Annotated in this window: 14 protein-coding genes; 3 read left to right on the top strand and 11 right to left on the bottom strand. The window is 31.5% G+C overall.

What is annotated here, in order from left to right:
• Positions 1-90 precede the first annotated feature (90 nt).
• From ABDB96_RS02575 to ABDB96_RS02550, 6 genes are all read right to left on the bottom strand, one after another.
• Positions 91-615: a hypothetical protein gene (locus ABDB96_RS02575; RefSeq protein WP_343251231.1), complete on the bottom strand. Its 525-nt coding sequence runs from the start codon at positions 613-615 to the stop codon at positions 91-93.
• Positions 576-2945, bottom strand: coding sequence for an ATP-binding cassette domain-containing protein (locus tag ABDB96_RS02570; RefSeq protein WP_343251230.1), 2370 nt, complete (start codon positions 2943-2945; stop codon positions 576-578). Before ABDB96_RS02570 ends, ABDB96_RS02575 begins: the two co-directional genes overlap by 40 nt.
• The gene (locus ABDB96_RS02565) at positions 2920-4218 is read right to left on the bottom strand and encodes an ABC transporter ATP-binding protein (protein WP_343251229.1); all 1299 of its coding nucleotides are present in this window, start codon (positions 4216-4218) and stop codon (positions 2920-2922) included. Before ABDB96_RS02565 ends, ABDB96_RS02570 begins: the two co-directional genes overlap by 26 nt.
• Entirely contained in the window at positions 4190-5461 is a 1272-nt protein-coding gene (locus ABDB96_RS02560) for an ABC transporter permease (RefSeq protein ID WP_343251228.1), read from the bottom strand. The genes ABDB96_RS02565 and ABDB96_RS02560 overlap by 29 nt, the downstream gene beginning before the upstream one ends.
• Before the next feature lie 35 nt (positions 5462-5496).
• Complete coding sequence (locus ABDB96_RS02555; RefSeq protein WP_343251227.1) at positions 5497-6606, bottom strand: ABC transporter permease; 1110 nt, start codon at positions 6604-6606, stop codon at positions 5497-5499.
• Between the two features lie 369 nt (positions 6607-6975).
• Entirely contained in the window at positions 6976-8877 is a 1902-nt protein-coding gene (locus ABDB96_RS02550; protein ID WP_343251226.1) for a TrkH family potassium uptake protein, read from the bottom strand.
• 81 nt (positions 8878-8958) lie between these two features.
• Here ABDB96_RS02550 and ABDB96_RS02545 point away from each other — a divergent pair, with 81 nt between their 5' ends.
• Positions 8959-9630 (top strand): potassium channel family protein, encoded by a 672-nt coding sequence (locus tag ABDB96_RS02545; RefSeq protein ID WP_343251225.1) that lies wholly within the window; start codon positions 8959-8961, stop codon positions 9628-9630.
• Positions 9631-9720: 90 nt separating this feature from the next.
• Positions 9721-10095: an MG319/MPN454 family protein gene (locus ABDB96_RS02540; protein ID WP_343251224.1), complete on the top strand. Its 375-nt coding sequence runs from the start codon at positions 9721-9723 to the stop codon at positions 10093-10095.
• A gap of 307 nt (positions 10096-10402) precedes the next feature.
• Here the strand turns inward: ABDB96_RS02540 and ABDB96_RS02535 are convergent, their stop codons facing one another.
• The 4 genes from ABDB96_RS02535 to nrdF all read right to left on the bottom strand — a co-directional run bounded on the left by ABDB96_RS02535 (position 10403) and on the right by nrdF (position 14800).
• Positions 10403-10540, bottom strand: a complete 138-nt coding sequence (locus ABDB96_RS02535; protein WP_343251223.1) for a hypothetical protein — start codon at positions 10538-10540, stop codon at positions 10403-10405.
• A 553-nt stretch (positions 10541-11093) separates the two neighbouring features.
• Entirely contained in the window at positions 11094-13253 is a 2160-nt protein-coding gene (nrdE, locus tag ABDB96_RS02530) for a class 1b ribonucleoside-diphosphate reductase subunit alpha (protein WP_343251222.1), read from the bottom strand.
• A gap of 23 nt (positions 13254-13276) precedes the next feature.
• Positions 13277-13732, bottom strand: coding sequence for a class Ib ribonucleoside-diphosphate reductase assembly flavoprotein NrdI (nrdI, locus tag ABDB96_RS02525; RefSeq protein ID WP_343251221.1), 456 nt, complete (start codon positions 13730-13732; stop codon positions 13277-13279).
• A 30-nt stretch (positions 13733-13762) separates the two neighbouring features.
• Entirely contained in the window at positions 13763-14800 is a 1038-nt protein-coding gene (gene nrdF / locus ABDB96_RS02520; RefSeq protein ID WP_343251220.1) for a class 1b ribonucleoside-diphosphate reductase subunit beta, read from the bottom strand.
• Positions 14801-17850: 3050 nt separating this feature from the next.
• Here nrdF and ABDB96_RS02515 point away from each other — a divergent pair.
• Positions 17851-20838, top strand: coding sequence for an OppA family ABC transporter substrate-binding lipoprotein (locus tag ABDB96_RS02515; RefSeq protein ID WP_343251219.1), 2988 nt, complete (start codon positions 17851-17853; stop codon positions 20836-20838).
• A gap of 172 nt (positions 20839-21010) precedes the next feature.
• Here the strand turns inward: ABDB96_RS02515 and ABDB96_RS02510 are convergent, their stop codons facing one another.
• Positions 21011-21835, bottom strand: a complete 825-nt coding sequence (locus tag ABDB96_RS02510; RefSeq protein WP_343251218.1) for an alpha/beta hydrolase — start codon at positions 21833-21835, stop codon at positions 21011-21013.
• Between the last annotated feature and the right edge of the window lie 243 nt (positions 21836-22078).

Here is a 22078-nt window from a genome sequence, read left to right as displayed (position 1 = left end):
ATTATACTCCTTATTTAAACGATCTTACAAAAAACCAGTTCGAAAAAAGAGGTTGATTATTTAGAAAGTTACTAGAATAGTAAATAAAGGTTAACGGATGGTTAAAATTAAAATGATGGCAAATAACAAAGCAATGAATTCAGTAATTAAAATTAAGTACCAGACAAAGTTATTTTGAAAGGTTTTTGTAGGTAGTTGGTTTCGGTTTTGTTCCAATTCAATTTTTTCAAGTAATTCAATTTTTTTTTGTTCAAAATTGCGCCGATTCAAGTCGGAAATTTTGTTTAATTGTTGTTTTTTATAATTAATTTTTTGCAACCGTTTTTCGTGTGATCGGGCCAAAAACGGAATGAATAAACCTTTTTTTACCAAAATAATCAGGATCGTAACGCATAGTAATAAAACTACTGTCACCGAATAAGCATTTAAAATCCCGTTTTTACTAAAGTTAGGATATAATGCATAGTAAAAAATAATGGTTAAGAGAAGAAAGGTCAGCAAAAAAATACCATAGTAAATATAAGTAAACTTGTTTTTAATTGCTTCTTGTAAATAAGCAATAAATTTTACTTTTTTTAACTTTCTGTTGTCAGAGATGTGTTCAGGGTGGTTCATTTTTTCACTTGTTCGTTAGTTCCATAAACGGTATGTTGGTCATTAATAGCATGATTAATAGGAACGTTCGGAAATCGTTGCTCTTCTAAGTAAGCAGTCTCAAATTTAATATTTTCAAATTTTTGGTTAGCGTTGGAAATCTTAGGAATTGCTTTAAATAAATTTAAGGTGTACGGGTGAACGGGGTTGCTATAAATTTCAACAGTATCGCCAGCTTCAACAATCTTGCCTAGGTGAATAATCTCAACATGATGGGCTAAATATTCAATCATCGATAAATCGTGGGCAATAAACACCATCGCAATACCCTTTTTTTCACAAAGATCGCGCAAAAGATTAACCACTTGAGCCTGAATGGAAATATCTAAGGAAGCAATGGGTTCATCTGCCAAAATGACTTTGGGGTTAGTGATTAATGATCTGGCAATCACAATCCGTTGCCTTTGACCACCAGAAAACTCGTGAGGGTAACGGTAAGCAAATTGTTTTAATAATCCCACATCTTCTAAAGCACTAAAAATCTGGGTTTTAATTAGTAAATTTTTGGTTGTATGCCTAACAAACGGATAACTTAATAAATCCAAAAAATAACTAACTGCTAGTGATTGGTAAGAATCAGGCTTTTTAGCAAAAAACGGAACATAGCCGCACAGAAGTTTTAATGAAAAAATATCACGCATTAAATACTTCTGCTCAATTTTAAACGACTTTAATGATTCATATTTATCAGAAATGCGGCGTTTGTAAGCACTTAAAAGCACTTTATTAGTTACCTTAATTTCCTCACAGAACATGAAAAATTTATTAAGGACAAGTTTATACTTTGCGTCTAAAACCGTTTTTTGGGCAATAATTTCCGATTTGTATAATGATTTTAATTGCTTTAATTGCTTTGTTAGTTCTTCGACCCGATCGTAATTGCTGTGATGGTGATCGGCAATTTTAGCATTTAGCATAATTATCAAGTCTTTTAAATGCTTTTTTTTATTAATTAAATTTTGCTTTAATGCCCTTTTGGCATCTGGATCGATGAAGCTTCTAACAATATTATTTTTTAATTCATTTATCTGGGAATGAAAATCGTTTCTTTTAGCGGTAAAATCATTGAAAACTCTTTCATTTAAATCAATTCACTTCTGCAAATCAAAATTGAAATTAAAAAACATTTCACGAATTTTAGCAACATTTAAAGTTTTACTATCATTTAAATACTGGTTATAAAAACTTTCGCCATAAGTTTGTAATTCTTTAATCAATGCTAAAGCGTCATTAAATGATAAAAAGGCACATTTAGTTTGCAAATCAACACAAACTTTACCTAAGACTTTGTATAAATGTTCTAAACTGTAAAAACGGTGGTAACTATCTAAATCGGATGAATTTAAACGTTCAATTTTGTTTAATTTTTCTTCGTTTTTAAATTCTTCTACATAATTAATAAAAACGTTTTTCGTATTCTTACGAAAGTTTTTTTCATTCGATAAAAAAGTTTTTAACTCTGCTTTTAATGCTTTAAGTTGGTTTTGACTTTGAATTGCAAATTCACTAAATTTTTTTGATAGTTTTAAATGCTTTAATTCTTTTTTGGTTTTGATGATGGCAAATTCATCGTAATAAAGTTCGTTTTTAGCGAATTTATCCTGACATTCATAGTAAAAGTTAAGCAGGCTTGTTAATCCTGAATACATTTTGTCAATACCCGCAGTATTAATTTTTTGCTCTTCATCTAAATAGGCAAAAATGGAAGCAAAATTATCATCTAGGCTATTGTTTTTGTTAAATTCAATTTGATCCATAGCGGTTTTTCATGTTTGCACATGCACTTTTGCTAAATCATATAAAAGTTTTTGATTTTCAATTTCAATTTCAAGAATTTTAATGATGAATTCGGTTTTGAAAGTTTTCTTTAAAATTGATCAATTCTTAAAAATGGCAACCAGCTTTTTATGAATAATTTTATTAACAATTAACGGTTCTTTCAAAATGCTATAAACGTTTTTTTGCCCATTTAGTGCCGCATAAGGATCTTGAAAAATCATTTGAATTTTTTGCCGCATCTCGCGAATTCTTTTTTTGCCAATTTTACGACCAGAAATAATTGTGCCATCTAAAGTTACAAACCCATTATAACTTTCATATAGTCTTAGTAATGCTCGAGCTAAGGTGGTTTTTCCGCTGCCTGATTCACCAATTAAACCAACAATTTGACCCTGTTTAACAGTAAATGAAACCCCATCAACAGCTTTAGTGATATTCGCTTTGTTGACAAAATATTTTTTTAAGTTAATAACATTTAAAATGACTTTATCTTGATTTGTTATCTGGTTCATTAATAAACACCTTTTTAAATTCATTCAAGCGTTTTTTCAAAGTATCACTAAGTTCAACTTTTGGTGCATCAGGATGCAATAATCAGGTCGCTGCGGCGTGGGTTTTAGAAATTTCAATCATTGGTGGTTCTTTAATAAAATCAATTTCTAAAGCATAATCAGATCTGATTGCAAACGGATCGCCCACTGGTAAGTTAGCCATATCAGGCGATGTTCCCTTAATCGAGTACAAGCGGTCCTCGCGGTTTTCAGGAATGGCCGAAATTAATGCTCAAGTATATGGATGAGCTGGATTAGCAAAAATATCATACCGGGTACCACGTTCAAGAATGCGTCCGGCATACATCACGTAAATATAATCACAAAATTTGGCAATCACCGAAATGTTATGACTAATTAATACAATGGAAATTCCGTATTCTTTACAGACCTTTTCAAAAAGGGCTAATACTGAAGCTTGAACCGTTGGATCTAAGGCAGTGGTAGGTTCATCAGCAATAATAAGGTCAGGTCTTAACGCAATTACCATGGCAATAATCACCCGTTGCTTCATCCCCCCGCTTAACGCTTCAGGATAATAATCGAAAACTTCAGCAGCATTCCTAATTCCAAAATTATTCAATAAGGAAATTAAAAAATTCCGTTTTTCCTGGTTTGATAGGTCTTTCATTTTTTCATTTTTATTCAAAGCATCAAGCATCTGGTGCCCTATTTTGCGGGTTGGGTTTAATGAGGTTAGCGGATCTTGAGGAACATAACCAATTTTTAAACCACGAATCTTTTGTCAATCCTTATCTTTTTTCATATCCAACAAATTAATGCCATCAATTTTCATCTCATCAGCAGTAAAAACAGAATTTTCGTTAATGTTCATTAAGGTTTTAAACATCACGGACTTACCACTTCCCGATTCACCAACAACACCAACAATTTGGGAACGACCAATCTTTAAATTAACCCCTCGAATAATGTTAATGTATGACTTTTTACTAACCTTAAAACTAACCTGTAAATTTTTTACAGACAATAGAGTTTGCGAAGTATTTTGGTTATCTAAAACGATAGTGTTAGTAGGCACCGGATTCACTTGCTTATCGAAAACAATAGTTTTATCAACTACCGAACTATTTTGCTCATCTAAAGTTATAGGTTGTTCATGAACATCATGATCGCTTTTATTTTTGCACCATTTTTTAGTAAATCTTTTGAAATTGGCTGCGATTTTTTTTGGTAATGTTTTCAACTTATCGGATAATTTTTGGGTCAAGGGCATCGTGAATTCCAACGGCAATAAAATGCAATGAGATAGATAAGAAAAGTAAAATTAAAGCTGGCAATAAAATTGGTCAGAAATTATAACTGGCAGTTAGTGAAGCGGGAATTTGATTGGCAGCAGTATTTAACAGTTGCCCAAGGTTCGCACTACTATCGTTAGTGAAAAAGCCTAAAAACGCTAAACCAGCAACAGTTAGAATATTTGCTGGAATTGAACGCACAAACTGGCTGGAAATTTTACCAATAATTGCTGGTAAGGCATGGTTGTAGATCAAACGCAATTTCGACGCCCCAATGCTTTTGGAAGCAATGATAAATTCGTTGTCTTTAACAATAATCATAAACAGCCTGGTACCGCCAACAGCACTAGGTCAACCAGTAATCACCAAAATAATTCCCAAAGCAAGATCGTTGTAGCCAAACAACGAAACTAAAATTAAAATTCAAATTAAGGTTGGTGGACTGGTAAAAATATCAATTAGGCGCATGAAAACAGTGTCAATCCATTTACCAGCATGATAACCCAAAGCAGCACCAATGGTAACCCCAATAAATGTCGCAATTAAAGAGACAATTAATGCTAAACGGATGCTTGATCATGTGCCAATTCAGGTATTAGTTCAAATATCAAATCCCCTTTGATCACTTCCTAAAACCGTGTAGGGAATCTTAATGTTTCCAGCAAGTTGATTTACTAATTGATCGGTTATTTCTTGGGTTCTACTGGCTGCATTGATGGCAATATTTAAACTATCGAGCCGAAACCACTCGTAAGCGTCGTAACGAAAAGTCGAAATTACACGACCAGGTGTTAACTGGTCAAACCTTTCTACCTTTGCTCTTTCTAAAAATGGTTTTAAAAAATTATGATATTGATAATTTGGATTACTATATAATTCGTACCTTGTTTTAAAGTCATTAGAAGTGGTGGTAACTATCGGTTGAAAAGATGGTGGTAAATCGCGGAAGTAATCACTTTGCAGCCCACTTTCAACCGGAGTGACTTCTTTGTAAGGTGAAGTGAGCGGAATGATAAGTGATAAAACAATAACGAGAAGAAAAACAATTAAGGAAATTAAAACAACGGGATTTTTGACAAAGCGTTTGAAAATTTCAACAAGTTGTCTTTTGGGACGGCCAGCAATTGATGAAAGAGAATTGTCGGTTTTTTTAACTAAAACAATCTTTTCGAGCAATTTTTCAGTAACCCCGTATTTAGCATTAAAATCTTTGGAAGTCATGCTGGTTAAATTCCTCCTTTTTTTGAATTTTTACATTAAACTGCAACTGCTGAAACACGATTCGATAATAAATTTCTACGAACGAAATACAACTTAACTAAGCGACCAAAATTGTATTGCGATGCTTGGGCATATTTGATTGTTGGATCTAAAATAACATAGGAAACATCAACAAGAATCACGGTAAATACTGCCAAAGCAGTAAAGAAGATTAAATTAAACATGATGATGTTAATTTCGCCTTTAGGGAAAGCGTTAACAATTACTTCACTTGTGCCCCTGATTTGTCAAAATCGCTCAATAATAATTGAGCCACTTAACAAACCAATATAACTTGGAATCAATAACGTTACTAAAGGAATGGAAATATTTCTTAAGACGTATTTAAAGAAAATTTCGGTTCTTCCTAAACCTTTGGACTTAGCAATTAAAACATAATTTGATGTTAAAACGGTAATTACTTGATTTCGGGTATAAGAAGTGTATCCCGCTAATGATGAAATGGTTACAACTAAAATTGGCGGAACCCATGACTTAATAATTTCGCCTAAACCAAAAAATTGGGCTTGTTGTGTTCCTGGTTCAAGTACCCGATTTGGAAAGCCTAAAGCAATACCAACGGCAATCACAATTGGTGCAAAAATAAAGGACGGTAAGGCAACGAAGAAAATTACAAAAAAGTTAATTCCTGAATCGACAATTTTACCACGGTTATAACCGGCAAAAATTCCAAGTAAAATCCCTAAAATGGCACTAACAACAAATGCTGGAATAACAATAATCGATGTTGTTCTTAGTGGTCGGAAAAATAAATTAGGTATGGTTCCGAAACTACTTGTTAACGCAGGGCTAATAATATCGCCAAAGGGTTTGTTTGGATCAAAAATACTTTGGATAAAAAAACCAAGTCGAACCAGGATATTTTCAGGGATCTGGCGTTGTACTGTTGAGTCTGGAGTTAAATAATGAAATCGAATCGATTCTTTTAAGGCATTTAAGCGCTCTAACTCTGTATCCAATTTAGCATCGGGGCTATCAAAAAAAGGATTCTTGGCAAAGATAGCAACTAAAATATAAACAAACACAATAATAACAAGCAATGTTAATATTGCAAAACCGATCCTTTTTAAAATGTAACTAAACACAAAAAAACGATACCTCCATTTCAAAAATGCTAATGACAACAATTAAATAAGTATTTAATTTGAATTATTTACTAAGAAAGTTTTTTTCCAGATTTCAATTATGTATAAAATTGAAGATTGGCAAACCTGAAAAAAACTTATTATTGCATTCTTGCAATACAAATTAATCAATCAATTTAATGAAATTTACTAAGGTTAATTTGTTAGTTAAAATAAAAATAATTCATTATAAATTATACATGATTAACTTAAAAAGTTAGATTTTTTTAAATATTATGCTATGAGCAATTTTACTATGGTTGAAAAGCAAATGGAAAGCAAAATTAGTAATTATGGCAAATTAAATTTGGTAAATTAACCAGAAATATTCTAACCAATTTTGATATCTTCGTATGGATAAACAAAGGTGTTACCACGCGGGTTTTTGCGAATCGCAGCCAGAATCGTGGTCGATACTCCCAACTGGCCAACAATCATTAAAATCATCATCATAATTAATGTTGTGGGAACAATTGAAGTCACAAGAGCGGCAGCACCAGTTGATAAACCAACGGTTCCAAATGCTGAACTAAATTCATATAAAACATCAATAAAAGTAAGGTGAGCATCGGGTTGTTCGGCATCAATACTAAGGCTGGCAATTAATGCTGATATTAGTAACCAAATTGCCATCATGATCGTAATGATAAAAGCATCATTAACCGTATTTTTAGGAATAGTTCGTTTAAAAATACGAACGGTTTTATAACCGCGTAATTTACTCCAAATCGCAATTAGCATGACTGCTAATGTGGTTGTTCTGATTCCTCCCGCAGTCGAACTTGGTGAAGCTCCGATAAACATCATTATCAAAATCACCGTTTTGGTTTGATCAGTGTATAAATCGTTAGCAATGGTGGAATAACCCGCACTGCGGGTAGAAAAACTAATAAATAAATTGTTTCAAACTTGGTTGAATAGCGGGTGATTACCATAAATTGCGTGCGTTAATTGATCGGTATTAGCGTTAAAGTTATTAATAAGAGAAAGTTTATTTTCTCCTGCTGCTTGGGCAATGGTTCGAATGATAGCGACCGAACCATTGCGTGCTGTTAGTTCGATCGAATTGATTAAAATAAAACCAACTGTTGTGATTATTAAACTGGAAATCAATGTTAATTTGGCAAAAATACTATAACGCAATTTAACCGAATTTTCCGGCATGGTTTTCTTGTGCTTAATGTGTTCGTAGATCTCAAAAATTACCGGATAACCAATGCCGCCAATAAAAAATTCAGAAGCGACAATAATTAAAAAAAGGGCATGAATGTCATTCCGATAAGCGCTTAAACTGCCACTACCTAAAATGTCAAACCCGGCATTATTCATAGCTGAAATCGAATTAAAAATGCCTGCTCAAATCGCGTAAGGGCTGTGATTAACAAAAATGGGAACAGTGCTATTTACCGTAATTTGTGATGCTAAAAAAGTTAACGGATCATTCGCTTGACTTGATGCTGCCAAAGTTTGTTGTTCGTATGCGGGCACAAAATTAAAATAAAAACTATAGAAAATCGCATAAATAATTTCGACAATAAGAATGAAAACAACTGCAACCACAATCGTATCGGCTGTTCCGCCTAATTTTGAGTTACCCCGTTCGGCTTGTAGCATGATTGATTTAGAAAATGCCGACTCATCCCGCACACGGAACCGAAAGAGTTTTCAAATTAAAAAAGCAATCACCACAAAACCAATGCCACCGATTTGGATTAATAGTAAAATCACCACTTGGCCAAAAACGGTGTAAGTGCTGCGTATAACAACGGTTGACAATCCCGTATCACTAAATGCCGAGACAGCTGTAAAAATGGCATCCCAAAAAGTATAGTCATGAACTTCAACAATTTTAAATGCTCTAGAAATAACATCTTGAACTAAATAAAGATTTTGGTGGTTAGGAATTTTAAAAAATCGATTGGGATTATTTTGCAATTGTTTAATTCAATCCAAATTAATAAATCCACCAATTTTGGCATTAAATAAACTGGATGAGCGGATGGGATCAAAATAATCTTCACTAATAATTTTGGATTTAGCATTAATCGGTGGAATTTTTTCTAAGGAAATCGGCAAATATAATAAAATGGCACCAATTAAGATCAAATACACATAGAAATGGGTAATTTTTTGGGCAACCGTATCACCTCATAAAACTACTTTTAAAATTTTTAAGAGTCGATCAAGTTTTTGATTGTTTTTTTTAAAATGAAAGAAATTGGGTTTTTTCATAAATTTGGTAGATTATTATATTATTAATAACTATAATCACTAACTATTTAAAAAACAAAATATATTGATCCAGGTAATAACATGGCTAAAGCAGATATATGCATTATTGGTTTAGGACGTTTTGGAATGAAAGTTTCCGAATCATTACTACCTAATAATAACAAAATGTTATTAATTGATAATCATAATGAATTAGTACAATTAGCAGCGAAAAAATTTGAGCACGTTGTTTGTGCTGATGCGACTGATTTAAATACCTTAGAAGAATTAGGTTTAAAAAACTTTAGTATTGTCATTGTGGGCATTAGCAACATTGAAACTTCGATTATGATTTGTGCAAATTTAAAAGAATTAAAAGTTAAAAACGTGATTGCTAGAGCGAAAAATATCGTGCACAAACGGGTGCTAAACACCATGGGAGTACGCGATTCGGTCATTCCCGAAGAAATCGTTGCCCAGAACATTGCTTTAAAGGTTATTCATAACCTCAGTGCAGATTTAACCTTTCTAGGGCAAGGAATTAGTTTTGTTAAAACAATCGTTACAAATTCCAAATTATTTGATCAAAAAATTGTGGAATTAAATTTGCGCAATTACGGTGGAGCTAACATCATTTCGATCCAGCGACATGGCGAATTAATCTTTCCAATCACTGGTGATACAACTTTAGGCGAAAACGATTTGGTTGCAGCAGTTTGTAAGTCAGAACACTTGGATTTATTTATTGAATACATGAGTGCAAAAAAAAGATAAAATCCTTATTTTAAAAAAACCACTATAATTAATTTAGGTGTTTTATCAACCGATAATTCCTGAAAACTAAATAAGAATTAGGAGGGTATTATGTGACTTATTAAACTTATTAAAAAGCTCTTTTTTTTAATTCTTTTTTTAATCGTTGTATCCATTATGGCAGTAGTCTTTATTGGATCATTATGGTACCAAAATGTTTATGATCATAGCTTGTGGCAGCAAATGATTGCCAGTGCTACAGCACCATCGGGTGCCATTACAAATCTAGCGCCGAACATCGGTCCGTGATTTAGCGATACGATTAAAAATGCTTCAGAGATTTCACGAACATCACTAACCTACCTGATCCCAGGGGGCTTTGCCGTTGTGTTTGGCATTATTATCTATACACTCTTAAGTTTGACCATCGGTTTATCGTGAAAACTTGCCAAACGGGCAAAGAAACGAAACCAAGTTCAATCATAAAATAGATACAAAAATAGTTTTTTTTAACTTATCAGTAAATGATAAGTTTTTTTGCTTTTAGTTGGAAAAAATTACGAATTATTCCCATTTTTTTTGTTTATTTATAACAACTTTTAAAAACGATTCAGGAGTTGGTTGTCTTTAGCGTGAAAGATTGTTGCATGGATCGGATCAGGTTTTGCTTAGAGATGGCACTACATATTGAGTTAGTGTAAACATTCAAATGTCTTTTCGCATTACCAAAAAGTGGGGCTTTTATGTCACTATTGATGTTTGTCTTGTTCTAAAAAATAAAAGTCATGAACCCTTAGTACAAACCAAATGGTGTAATTTCTAAATATCTGATTCCTAGATTCAACAACATAAAAGTCACAGGCATTGCGTAAGAATTTTTTTTGATTGCCTGCAGTTGGTATTCATCAATTATTAAAACAATTTTAAGCACATGATCAGACTCGAAAGGATCGTTACACAATATTTAAGTAAACAATTATGATCTTTAGTTTGAAAGAATTTATTTAATTTGTTACGCACGATGGCGATTTGCCATATGTGTGCATACAAGCGGTGGCATTAATAAAAAGGAATTTTTTTAGCCATTAATAAATTGATGACCAAGATAACAAGCATTTTTTTAAAAGTGGTTTAAAACAAAATTTTGGACTAAAAAGATCACGAATCAAAGCACCATTATTGGAAATCATTTATCGTTAAATTTAGTGGATTGTAGGTATCAATTTATGCTAATAATCACAGGCAATGGTTATAGATCAAATCTTGTAATCTTTAATGACTCATGTACCAGCAAGGTTAAAAACGAAACTTTTGATTTTGCCCGCTGCATGAATTCGCCCATTTTTTTTAATTAATAACAACCATTGTATTTATTAAGGTGAAATTAATGGTTTGATGTTAGTGATTGGTTTAAAAATTGGCAACATGAAAAAATTCCAAGAGTGCTTGGAATTTTTATTAATTCAATTATTTATAGCCAAATTTTAGATGACACAAGTGTCGCATTCAAAATTTTCACTATCTTCTAATACGTCCTGGCGAACCCGTACATAATAGATTGATGAGCATTTTTTCTTAAATGCCCGAATATAGGCTTTGTTTAAATCACGGGTGGTAATTTTATCAGTCATAAACAAAGTTAAGGAAATAGCTTGATCAATGTGTTGTTGGGCAACTGCAACTAAATCAATAATTGGGTTCGGACCTAATTCAAAAGCGCCTTGTTCGTAATATTTTTTATTGTTTTCATCAATTTTATAAGCCGGGACGTAAACTCGACCGACTTTACCTTCCTTACGAACTTCAACAGGTGCCACAACTGGTTGTAAACTTGGCGTACATGAAGATAAATAAGAAATTGATCCGGTTGGAGCAATTGCTAGTAAATGCGAATTGGCCAAACCGTACTTTTTAATACTTTCCACAAGTTTAATCCAATCTTTTTGGGTTGGAATTTTAACTTGGTAGCGATCCATGATTTTTTGAATTTTTTTAGTTTTGCAAGTGTATTCATTCGGATCGCATTTGGTATATTTATCAAAATACGAACCATCAGCATATTTCGAAGTTTTAAAATTAGCATAAGTTTTTTTAGTATCAATCGCTAATTTATTGGAAGCTTGATAGGCATAATAAGCCATTGTATAGAAGAAAACATTAGTGAAATCTAACGCTTCTTGTGAATCATAATAAATTTCATTGGTCGCTAGAAATCCATGCATGTTCATTGCCCCTAAACCTAAAGCATGGTTGTTTTTATTGCCCTTAAAAACTGAAGGTGCTGATGATAAATCAGAATTGGTAGAAACGGTATTTAAAGCATAAATTGCATCAGTAATGGTTTGACCAAATTCTTTTCCAGCTTCCATAATTTTCGCAATGTTAATTGAACCTAAATTACACGCGATGTCTTCGCCAACAGTTTGGTAACTTAAATCTTCATTATACAAACTTGGCGTTGAAGATTGGGCAATTTCTGAACAAAGGTTAGACATGATAATCCGACCCGTATTCGGGTTTCTCCGGTTAACAGTATCTTCAAATAAAATATAAGGATAGCCTGATTCAAAGTGCAATTCAGCAATAGTTTGGAAAAACTTACGGGCATTAATGTAAGTTTTTTTAATATTTTGGTTTGCTAACATCTTGTCATATTCTTCAGTAACCGAAATATCACTCATTGGTTTCCCATACACTTTTTGAATATCATATGGCGAAAATAACGCCATGGATTGGTTGTTAGCTGCTAATTCAAAAGTAACATCAGGAATTACTAAACCTAACGATAATGACTTGATCCGAACCTTTTCGTCAGCGTTTTCGCGTTTGGTATCTAAAAATTGCATCACATCAGGATGGTGGGCGTGTAGGTAAACGACTCCTGCTCCCTGACGTTGTCCTAATTGGTTTGCATATGAAAATGAATCTTCTAAAATTTTCATAACCGGAATTACACCACTTGATTGCCCAGAAATGTTTTTAATTGGTGAACCAGCTTCGCGTAAATTAGTTAAGCATAAAGCCACGCCACCAGCCCGTTTGGATAACTGTAATGAGGTTCCAATGGAACGTGCAATTGATTCCATGTTGTCTTCCACTCGTAATAAATAACACGAAATGAATTCGCCCCGTTGTTTTTTGCCAGCATTTAAAAAGGTAGGGGTAGCTGGCTGAAACCGTTGGTGCATCATTTGGCGAACTAACGATTGAGCAAGAGTAAAATCACCATTTGCCAAAAATAAGGCATTCATCACAACCCGATCTTCATAGGTCTCTAAATATTGCTTATGGTCAAAAGTTTTCAAAACATAAGTGCTAAAAAACTTTAGTGCTCCCATGAACGATGCAAATTCAAATTTAAATGATTGGGCGTATTCGGTTAGTGCTTTAATTTGGGCTAACTCGTATAAATTAATCACCTTAGGGTCGTAGTATTGGTTATCAACTAAAAACTTAATTCGTTCTTCAAAGGAAGCAAATTTTTTAATTCTTGGCGTAATGCTGCGTAACATGTATTCAGCAACAGCACTTTTATCGGCATGAAAATTATCCTTACCATTAATACGCATTTTTGATAACGCGTTTAAAGCAATGTATTCATCGCTTTCTTCGATTAAGTCGGTAGGTTGATAGTTGTCGTTCATGGTAATCTCCTTTTTTAAATAATTTATTGTTTTCAAAAATCTCTAAGCATGCGTTTGACTTCAGCAACATCATGAGCAGTGCCTAAAAGTTCAAATTGATATAACAGGGGAACCTTTAATTTTTTCGACAAAATGGGGCCAGCAATCGCAAAAGTTTCGCCAAAATTCGTGTTCCCTGAGGCAATAACGGCCTTGCAATGACTACGGTTTTGGACGTTATTTAAAAAATTAATAACTTGTTTTGGGACAGCACCAGCTGTTTGGTCGCCACCACCAGCATATGATGGGCAAATTAATACGTAATCTTGGTTCATAAGTAATTCCGGATCTTCCAAGGAATAGGGAATTCGGTAACTTGGCATTTCTAGTTTTTGAACAAACCGATGGGTGTTGTTAGAAATTGATGAAAAATAAACAATAGCACATGCTCCGTTAGGTCGTTTGATTTTCACTTCTTCAACCTTGATTAAATCCTTCATTATTTACCTTCCTTTTTGTTGACTTAATTATTAAAATTTTCAATCGTCATCATCAGTTTCTTCAATCACGCCCATGACGTATGAAGAACCGTTTCCAGAAAAGAAGTCATGGTTTTCATCGGCACGGGCTGATAATTGAGCAAATACTTCTGGGGCAATTTTTGTTTCTTCAGCAGTAAATGGGGATTCATAACCTAAATTTTGTAAGAACTTGCCAGCATTATACACACTAAACCGAATCGCATCTTCGGCTAAATTAAAACCCTCATATAGTTCATAAAGATATTTTTTTTCTAAATCGATTAATTCATGTAATAAATCAAAGACAAATTTTTTCATTTCTTCCTGTTGTTCAACTGGAAGCTTAACAACTTTTTTTTGGTATTTGTAACCACTGTAATAATTGTGAATCACTTTATCGCGTAAAATTAAACGAATAATATCGCTTGTGTTTGGCAACTTGCCTCGGGCTGAAAGGTAAAATGGCAAATAAAAGCCACCATATAATAGAAAACCAGGCATTAATGCGGCTGCTACTTTTGATTTTAAAGGATTTTTATCATGATAATAAGGTAAAAGTACCCGAGCACGTGCTTGTAGTGCTTCATTATTAATGACCCATTCATGGCTTTCTTCGATCATGTCACTTGAGCAAAGGGTAGAAAATATTGTTCCATACGAACGGGCATGAACACCAACCATGAAGGCAAAGTTTCCATAAATAACTTGTTCGTGATCAGTTAGGGAATTAGGGATTTGGGCAATATCACAAACAGTAGCTTGAACAGTGTCTAATAATGTTAAACCAGTAAAGGTTCTTGTAATTAATTGTTGTCATTTGCTATCTAATGTTTTTCATGAAGAAATATCATTAGATACAGGGATTTTTTCAGGAATTCAAAAATTTTGGGTAATTCTTGTTCAAATTTCCAAATCTTTATCATCATTGATTACGTTTCAATTTGCAGCTCTCATTTTGCCTTTATATCCGCTTTTGATATATTCAATTGGCGAAACAGAATCCAGATAGTATTGATTTCTTACTTTAGTTTTATTTGCTTCCTTCATGACAAGTAACCACCTTTGCTTTTTTTACTTTAGTTAAATCAACATTTAGATAAAAAAACTGTTATCAATAAACGATACAGTTTAAATAAGTCTTTTATTAATAGCCTTTTGGATTATAAAACATAATAATTTTTATTTTTTGAACTAATATTTACAATTGATAACGGTCTGCCAACAACAATTTACAGAGATTTTCATAAAACTCATCGGGTTTTCAAATTTTTGAAAAAATGAAAAAAGAGAGAAATCTGAAGAAATTGTATAAAAAGTATAAATAAAAAAATCTAAAAAATTTTATTTTTTATAACTATTTGTATTGTTTTGCATCTTTGATGAGTTTATATCAAAGAAAAATCATTTAAACGCAAAATAAACCCTTATAAAAGCATTTTTTAATCTTTATTATTCCCCCTATGCACAAATAAAAAGCGTTAAAGAAAAGACTTATTTTGCAAAATTAAGGAAAAATGGAATTTTTCTTCCCTTTAAAAAAACTATAATAAATGGACAAAAATCTTTGATATTTTAGTAAAAATAGTGGTTTTCAACAAGTTATCCAATTAGTTTTCCACGATTATTTACAGACTCAAAACAATTATTTTTAACTAAAACTGAAATTGATTTTTAAAAAATAATCTTGCAGTTTTACAAAACTAACATCATTTATACACACCTTAGCTAAGATTTAAATGTTTAAAAAGTTTAAAATCAGTGCTTTTCAAATTACCAATTAACAAATAAAAATAACGATTACTAATTAATAAATCTCTTTCTTTTTTGCACATTCAACTCCACGAAAAATAGTATAGTATTCAACAAATTATTATTTCTCTTGGTGAAAATTAACTTGAATAATTTTGGTTTATTTTTGACTGAAGCAATAGTATTATTTTCTTAAGTTAATTATTTGTAAATTATCATGCTTATTTTCTTTTTGTTTTGAGTTTTTTTAATAAATTTAACATCTTTTATTTTGCAAATAAATATTTGTAGGTTGAGCCAGTATTTATTGTTATTAATAAATAAAATAAACTGGTTCAAAAAACCATTTTTAATAACTTAAAGATTCGCCTTATACATCATATCCAGCAAATGAATTTGAAACTTAAGGTTTCCTAAAATAACTTCTGGGACAATAAAGAAGGGGTGACCAAATTATTTAAATCGAATTAACAAAAAAGGATATGATTACTAAATCAAATTGATTTGCAAGTTTTACCCTTAATAATTTCACTTAAATAACGTTGAAAGTTTGCTCTAGATGACGTAATAAAAGCCAACAGCATTATCGAACGATTGCAAAAAATGTGCAAATAAATTTTTATGCTAATTAAAACTTCGATGTTTCGGTGAATTTTAACTTTCATTTTTTTTAGAAAGATATGCATCATTAAAAAGCAACTTACAACAACAATGCTAGAACAATATTATTAAATTATTAATGATTAAAAAAATAGACGGTTTTTTATTCATTATTAAAAATGTTTGGTTTTCAATAGACTTTAAAATCTTGATGTTAAAGTATTTGTGTTTTATGTAGTTTTTTTAGTATGAAATTTTTTTCAAAATTAATTTCACTAAAAAAATATTTTATAGGTTGCAAATTTTACATTATTAATTACTGATAAAAACTATTTTTAATATCGTACTTTTTAAATGATTGTTACCATAATTTACTAATGCTAGCAATGAGTGATTTTAGATCTATTTCATGGTTAGCTTCTTAATTTTGCTTAAATCAATTGCTTTATAAATTTGATCCAATAAAATTTCTAAACTTTCTTGCAGAAAATGCAAAATTTATTGTTAAGCTTTTTCTACTTTTAGATACGAAATTGAAATTTATACTTTGCAATTAAATAATAAATACTACAAAATTTACGCACATTTTTTTTATTCCATTTAGTTTTTACTTTAAAAGCAAAACTAGCTAGATCTGCTAATTAAGTTCTCAGTAGTTTTTTTAAAGTGATAATGATTTTTTGCGAGTGAAGTATGGCAGTTTTACATGCAGTTGACACATCTATTTTTTTGAGTGTTTAATAAATTGTTTCGTATTTTGTATGTTCTATTTTTTAAGAAGTTTTAACATCGTACATTAATGAATTTTGAAGAAATATTAATAATTGCTTCAATCATTTCAAAACAGTAGCAATAACTCAATGAGTAAAATGAATCCAAAATTTTAACAACTACAAAAACATTGACTGAACAAAGCCATAATTTATTTTTTACTTGGTGATTCTGTGCACATCACAAAGATATCTTTTTTGTTTGTTATAGCAACACGCCACTTTTTAAAATCAAAACGTTATCATGATTAAATTCGCAAGCATCCTGGTGCTTTTTTAGTATTATTAAATTTTCGCGTTTTCATCATTTTTATTTTCTGTTTATTTTATTAGTTTTATAAAAGGTACCAAACTAAAAATTATTGAAAAAATCACAATTTTATACACATAAGAAAAATAAATTCTGCAACAATTCATTTTAGAAATTTAATTATAAAAATAAATATTAAAACTTAGGGAATTACAAATAATTAAAATCCAAAATAAATGCTTAATGCCAAAAATGTAGTAAATTACAAATAAAAATGATTACTTGTTTTTTAGTCTAACAAATAGTCATTTAGGATTAATGTAACAGTCAAAAACTTAAAAATAAAAGAATAACCAAAAACGACCCGAGTAACTAAAATAATTCTAGCAAATATTGTGGTCTGAAATTTTATGTTTAAATAGGATTATTGGATTTTAATTTTTGTTTTAAAAATGAAACAAAATTATTATTTTTATAATAAATTTTTTGATATACTTAAATTATGGTGAAACAATTTACCAAGGGTTTTTGTTTAAATAAATTCACTAAATGCATCTATAAGACAAATCGCTCTATTAAATTTTCAATGCAATTCTGTCTTAATCCTTAGTATTTTCTTTCACCACTAATGTGGGTATTCAAATTACGAATTTCAGATTCGCTATTTTTGTATACTAAATTAAAACAACATAAAAAATAAAAATATAAAAGAGGTAAGAATTTGAATAATGAAACATAACAAATATCAAAAAAAACGTTTATTGTTTTGAACAGCAAATTCAGCAATTTTATCTGCTGGTGCTCTTATTATCACAGCTTGTGGTAGTGGGACTCAAAATCCACACAAAGTCTCATTAACCTTACCGCAAAATCGAACATATATTGAAGAATATAATTCAACGTCTACGCCTGCATTTCTAAATTATGACCGATCAGCAAGTTTTGGTGCATTTCAATCAAGAATGAATGAAGTTAACATTGCTGGTTTGCTTCGGGTTCAAAATAGTGGAGCACCAGTTAGCAAAACCGTTAAACTAAAAAATGGTCAATCCGAACAAGTTGTGACTTCGCCAACTTATTCGAAAATTCGCTTGGAATTAGCAAAAGCCATTGTAGTCACAACTAAAGATGATAAAACACATCTATTTGATAGTGATGAGGCTGAAGTTAAGCAAGAACCCGACTACTCGCCGCTAGATGACGGTCAAAAAATTTACTTCAAGGAAGCATTATATAAAGCAACTAGCAATAAAAGCAACTCTGTAAACAGTGTGGCATTCATTAATGCACTAAAAGAAACTAAAAAAATTCAATTTGTAATTCGTGAAGACGCAACCTGGGTTGATAATCAAGGCAAACCAACAGAATTTAAACTAACTGCTGAAGACTTTTATTACTCTTGAAAACGAACTAATCTAGTTAATAACCCAATTTCGCGATTTACTAATAGTGATACATCTGCTGATAAGGAAAAAACATGACGAGAAATTTTATCTAGTAACGACAATTATCTAGACACCGCTGGTGGTAAGAGCCTTGGATCTAACTATAATAACCAATATTTATTTGATTTATTTGGAATTGACTGAAAAAAATTTGATGAAGAAAATCAATTCATTCAGAAGGTAGACAAAGGCCTATTAAAAAGTAATGTTGATGTTAATGCGGTAACCTTTCAAACTCTAAACCAAACAGCCGGAAATGATATTCATCAATACGTTACTGAAATTCTAACAAACGATACAACCTTTATTCCAGCTCCATCGCAATACATTAAACAAAATATGGATGGTAATAAATTACAAAGTGAAAATGGTGATCAATCAAAACTTGAAGCCGCAAAAAAAATCATCAAAGAATTGCCAGAAACTTCCAATTCAAAAAAGTTTGGCATCTACTGGTACGGACAAAGTGAATTAACAACCTTGCAAATCGGACCCTACTACGCTCAAGGCTATGATAAACAAGAAAATAAGGAAACTTATAGCTTGAACCAAAATTATTGGGATAAATCATTTGTTGATGACCCTAATGTAATCAGAACATTCACTAGTATTTATAAACTTGAAAAGGCTGATGAAAAAGTTTTTAGTAAACAAAGTTTTCAAAATTATGTTAACGGAACGGTTAGTGAAGCCGGATACGGTAATTTAGATGATGCAGATCTAAATATTGTTAACAGCAATGCAACAGCTTATGGGTTAACACAAAGACCATCGAAGAATATTGATTCGCCGATTTTTAGACAATTACCAAAATTAATTCCTGTTGCCTATAGTGGTAGTGAAAGTATTGACCAAAATAATCCCAGCGAGTTTTATAATGATGCATACACAAAATTACTTTATGGCGATACTGTGTTAAACATTCGAAAGGGTGATGCTAAAAATACGATTTCCAATTCCTTTTCGCCAAAAGCCGTTGCTTTTAGATCGCTAATTAGTGCAGCAATTAATTGACAAAAAGTTGCCACAACGAAAGATAAAAGCAATGCAGCCATCTCGTGATTAAGTCGACTTGCACCAGATGCATCAATTAACGGAAGGGATGCTGCAAGTGGTCCAGAAAAACCAAGTGATAGTACAATTGGTAATATTACTAATAATTTGCGTGATAGCACTAACTACTTAAATACACGTGTTGCATTACTTGATTTAACTAATGGTAATTCGAAAAAGGTGACATCTGAAGACAACGATCAAAAAGCATTAACTGCTAACGCAAATGACCAATGAAAATCTGCCATCTTTGATGAAATCAAGACAGCAATAAAAGCTTTATTAGATAGTGATAACATTCAACAAAATGAGAAGGTAAAATGACCTTTAGTTACCAGTGAATTTTTAAACGAAAATGATAACCAAGTTATTGCTAGCGAGAATGTAGTCAGAATTGTTAAAGAATTAGATAATCGACTAGAGCCAACATTTTGAAAATCAGATGGCAATCGGGAATCATTTATCCAAAATTGATTACCACCCCAAAATAAATTTTTAGATCGAAGTCGATCTGGTTGACATAATGATTACGACGGAATTGGAGCGAACATCGATGCTTTATCATGAAGTGCTGATATCATTCCGTTATTGGGTGTACTTGGTACTAAAGCCAAAAACAACAGTAATAATGCAAACGATGCTTCCCTTTCGTACATATCAAAAGTTTATCCAGAAATTAAAAAAGCTGCATCTAGTTTTGTTGATTATGTAGACAAGGAACTAAAAAAAGATGGTAATAATCAAAAACCAAAACTATCAGTTCCAGTAGAACAATGAGACAGTTTACCTAATTTAATACCGGGTAAAGGTGATGCTAATAACCAAAGTAACAAAAAAGTTAGTTTAAAAGATGCATTACTTTCAATGAAATTAGCCACCAACATCGCCAGCCAATCTATTTCTAATAGTAATGGTAATCCATCATTGATCGATCAAACTGCAGATGAAATTAAAAATCAAACATATATCGATCCGTATGTTTTATCATCTAAGTTTTGATTAAACTATCAAACTACTCACAAGAACTGGGAATTAGTAAAACTAGCTCATGAATTAACTAATTTTATGGGCTTTACAGTAAGCAACACAATGCTAGCAAGTGCAAAAAAATTCGTTCCTGCTTTACGCAACCCTGGCTATGTGTTCCCAACAGCAATTGGAACAAACTTCTACTCTGACTGAAAAATTAACGATCAAGTAGTGAGAACTAGAAGATAGTTAAAGTTTGACATATAAAAACACACCAGTTACGGTGTGTTTTTATATATTATTCTAAATAAAATACGAATTAATTAAATTTAATCATAGGCGAGAATAAAACCATTCGATAATCATTAAAATAAATCGATTCGAAGCAAAATTTACTAATATTTATTAACAACTTAATCTTTTATTGTTTGCCTTGATGTTTTACAATAAACGCGTCAGATAATTGCAAAAACTGGTTAGTTTGTTCATGAAAGACCAAATGTCCGGCTTTAGGAATTATTTCAAAATAAAAATCTGAATTCAAATCTTTTAAGTGGTTAACCGTTTGTCAAGGTGGTAATATACCATCTTTTTCTCCTAAAATAAACAATGTGGGTCGGATGATTTTTTTATAGCCATTATCAAAACTTTTACCGTCCTTAATTACCACTGCTTTGTTTAACATATGACGAAACTTGCCAAATTCATTACTTACTTCACTAAATTGTTTTTGGACAAAGCCATTATAGTGTGGTCCTAAAGTTTTGGCTGCATCATAATACAATGCATCTACAATCACTTTGGCATCACTAATCGAATTGGGAATCAGAACTTTAATCACATCATAATTTAACAACATGGCTCCGCTAGCAGGAGCTTCTAAAATATTCATTTTAATTTTTTCGCCAATTAATTCATTTAATACCGCAACAATTCCCCCGCCTCGTGAGTGGCCGATCATGATCATATCTTGAAGTTTAAAATAGTCAATAAAGGCTAGAAGAACTTGAATCGAATAATCCAAGTCAAATTGCTTTTCATTTGTATAAGCGGATTTGCCTTGTCCAGGTAAATTTAAAGCATAAAAATTATAGTTTGCATAATGTTTTCTTAATGAATGTTTATGTTGGTATGTGCCCATAAAACTATGGCAGTAAAAAATTGTTCCTTTTGCGTGTTCTACTGGACTGGCTAGATATTCAATTCCTTTTAAAATTTCTGGTAGATTGCCATTTTCTAAGTTCATTTTTTAATTCCTAAATTCATTTTTACAAATGATAGTGAAAATCCTGTATTATTGTATCTAAAAGATAAAATGTGTAAGAGAAAATATTTACCCCTCTTAACATTATGAAGAAAAAATAATCGCTTTGTTTGATCAATGAAACTTTAATGCAAGCAAATTCCTGTTAAAAAATTAAAATAATTAAAGTTAATGCAGGCAATTAGTCTAAAATTAATAAAAGATAGTTACTTTAACATAACTTTT

It is taken from the genome of Mycoplasma amphoriforme A39, assembly GCA_000723365.1.
GTDB classification, from domain to species: domain Bacteria; phylum Bacillota_I; class Bacilli_A; order Mycoplasmatales; family Mycoplasmoidaceae; genus Mycoplasmoides; species Mycoplasmoides amphoriforme.
The sequence above is the reverse complement of the archived record's forward strand: the minus strand, read 5'-3'. Positions and strand labels throughout refer to the sequence as shown.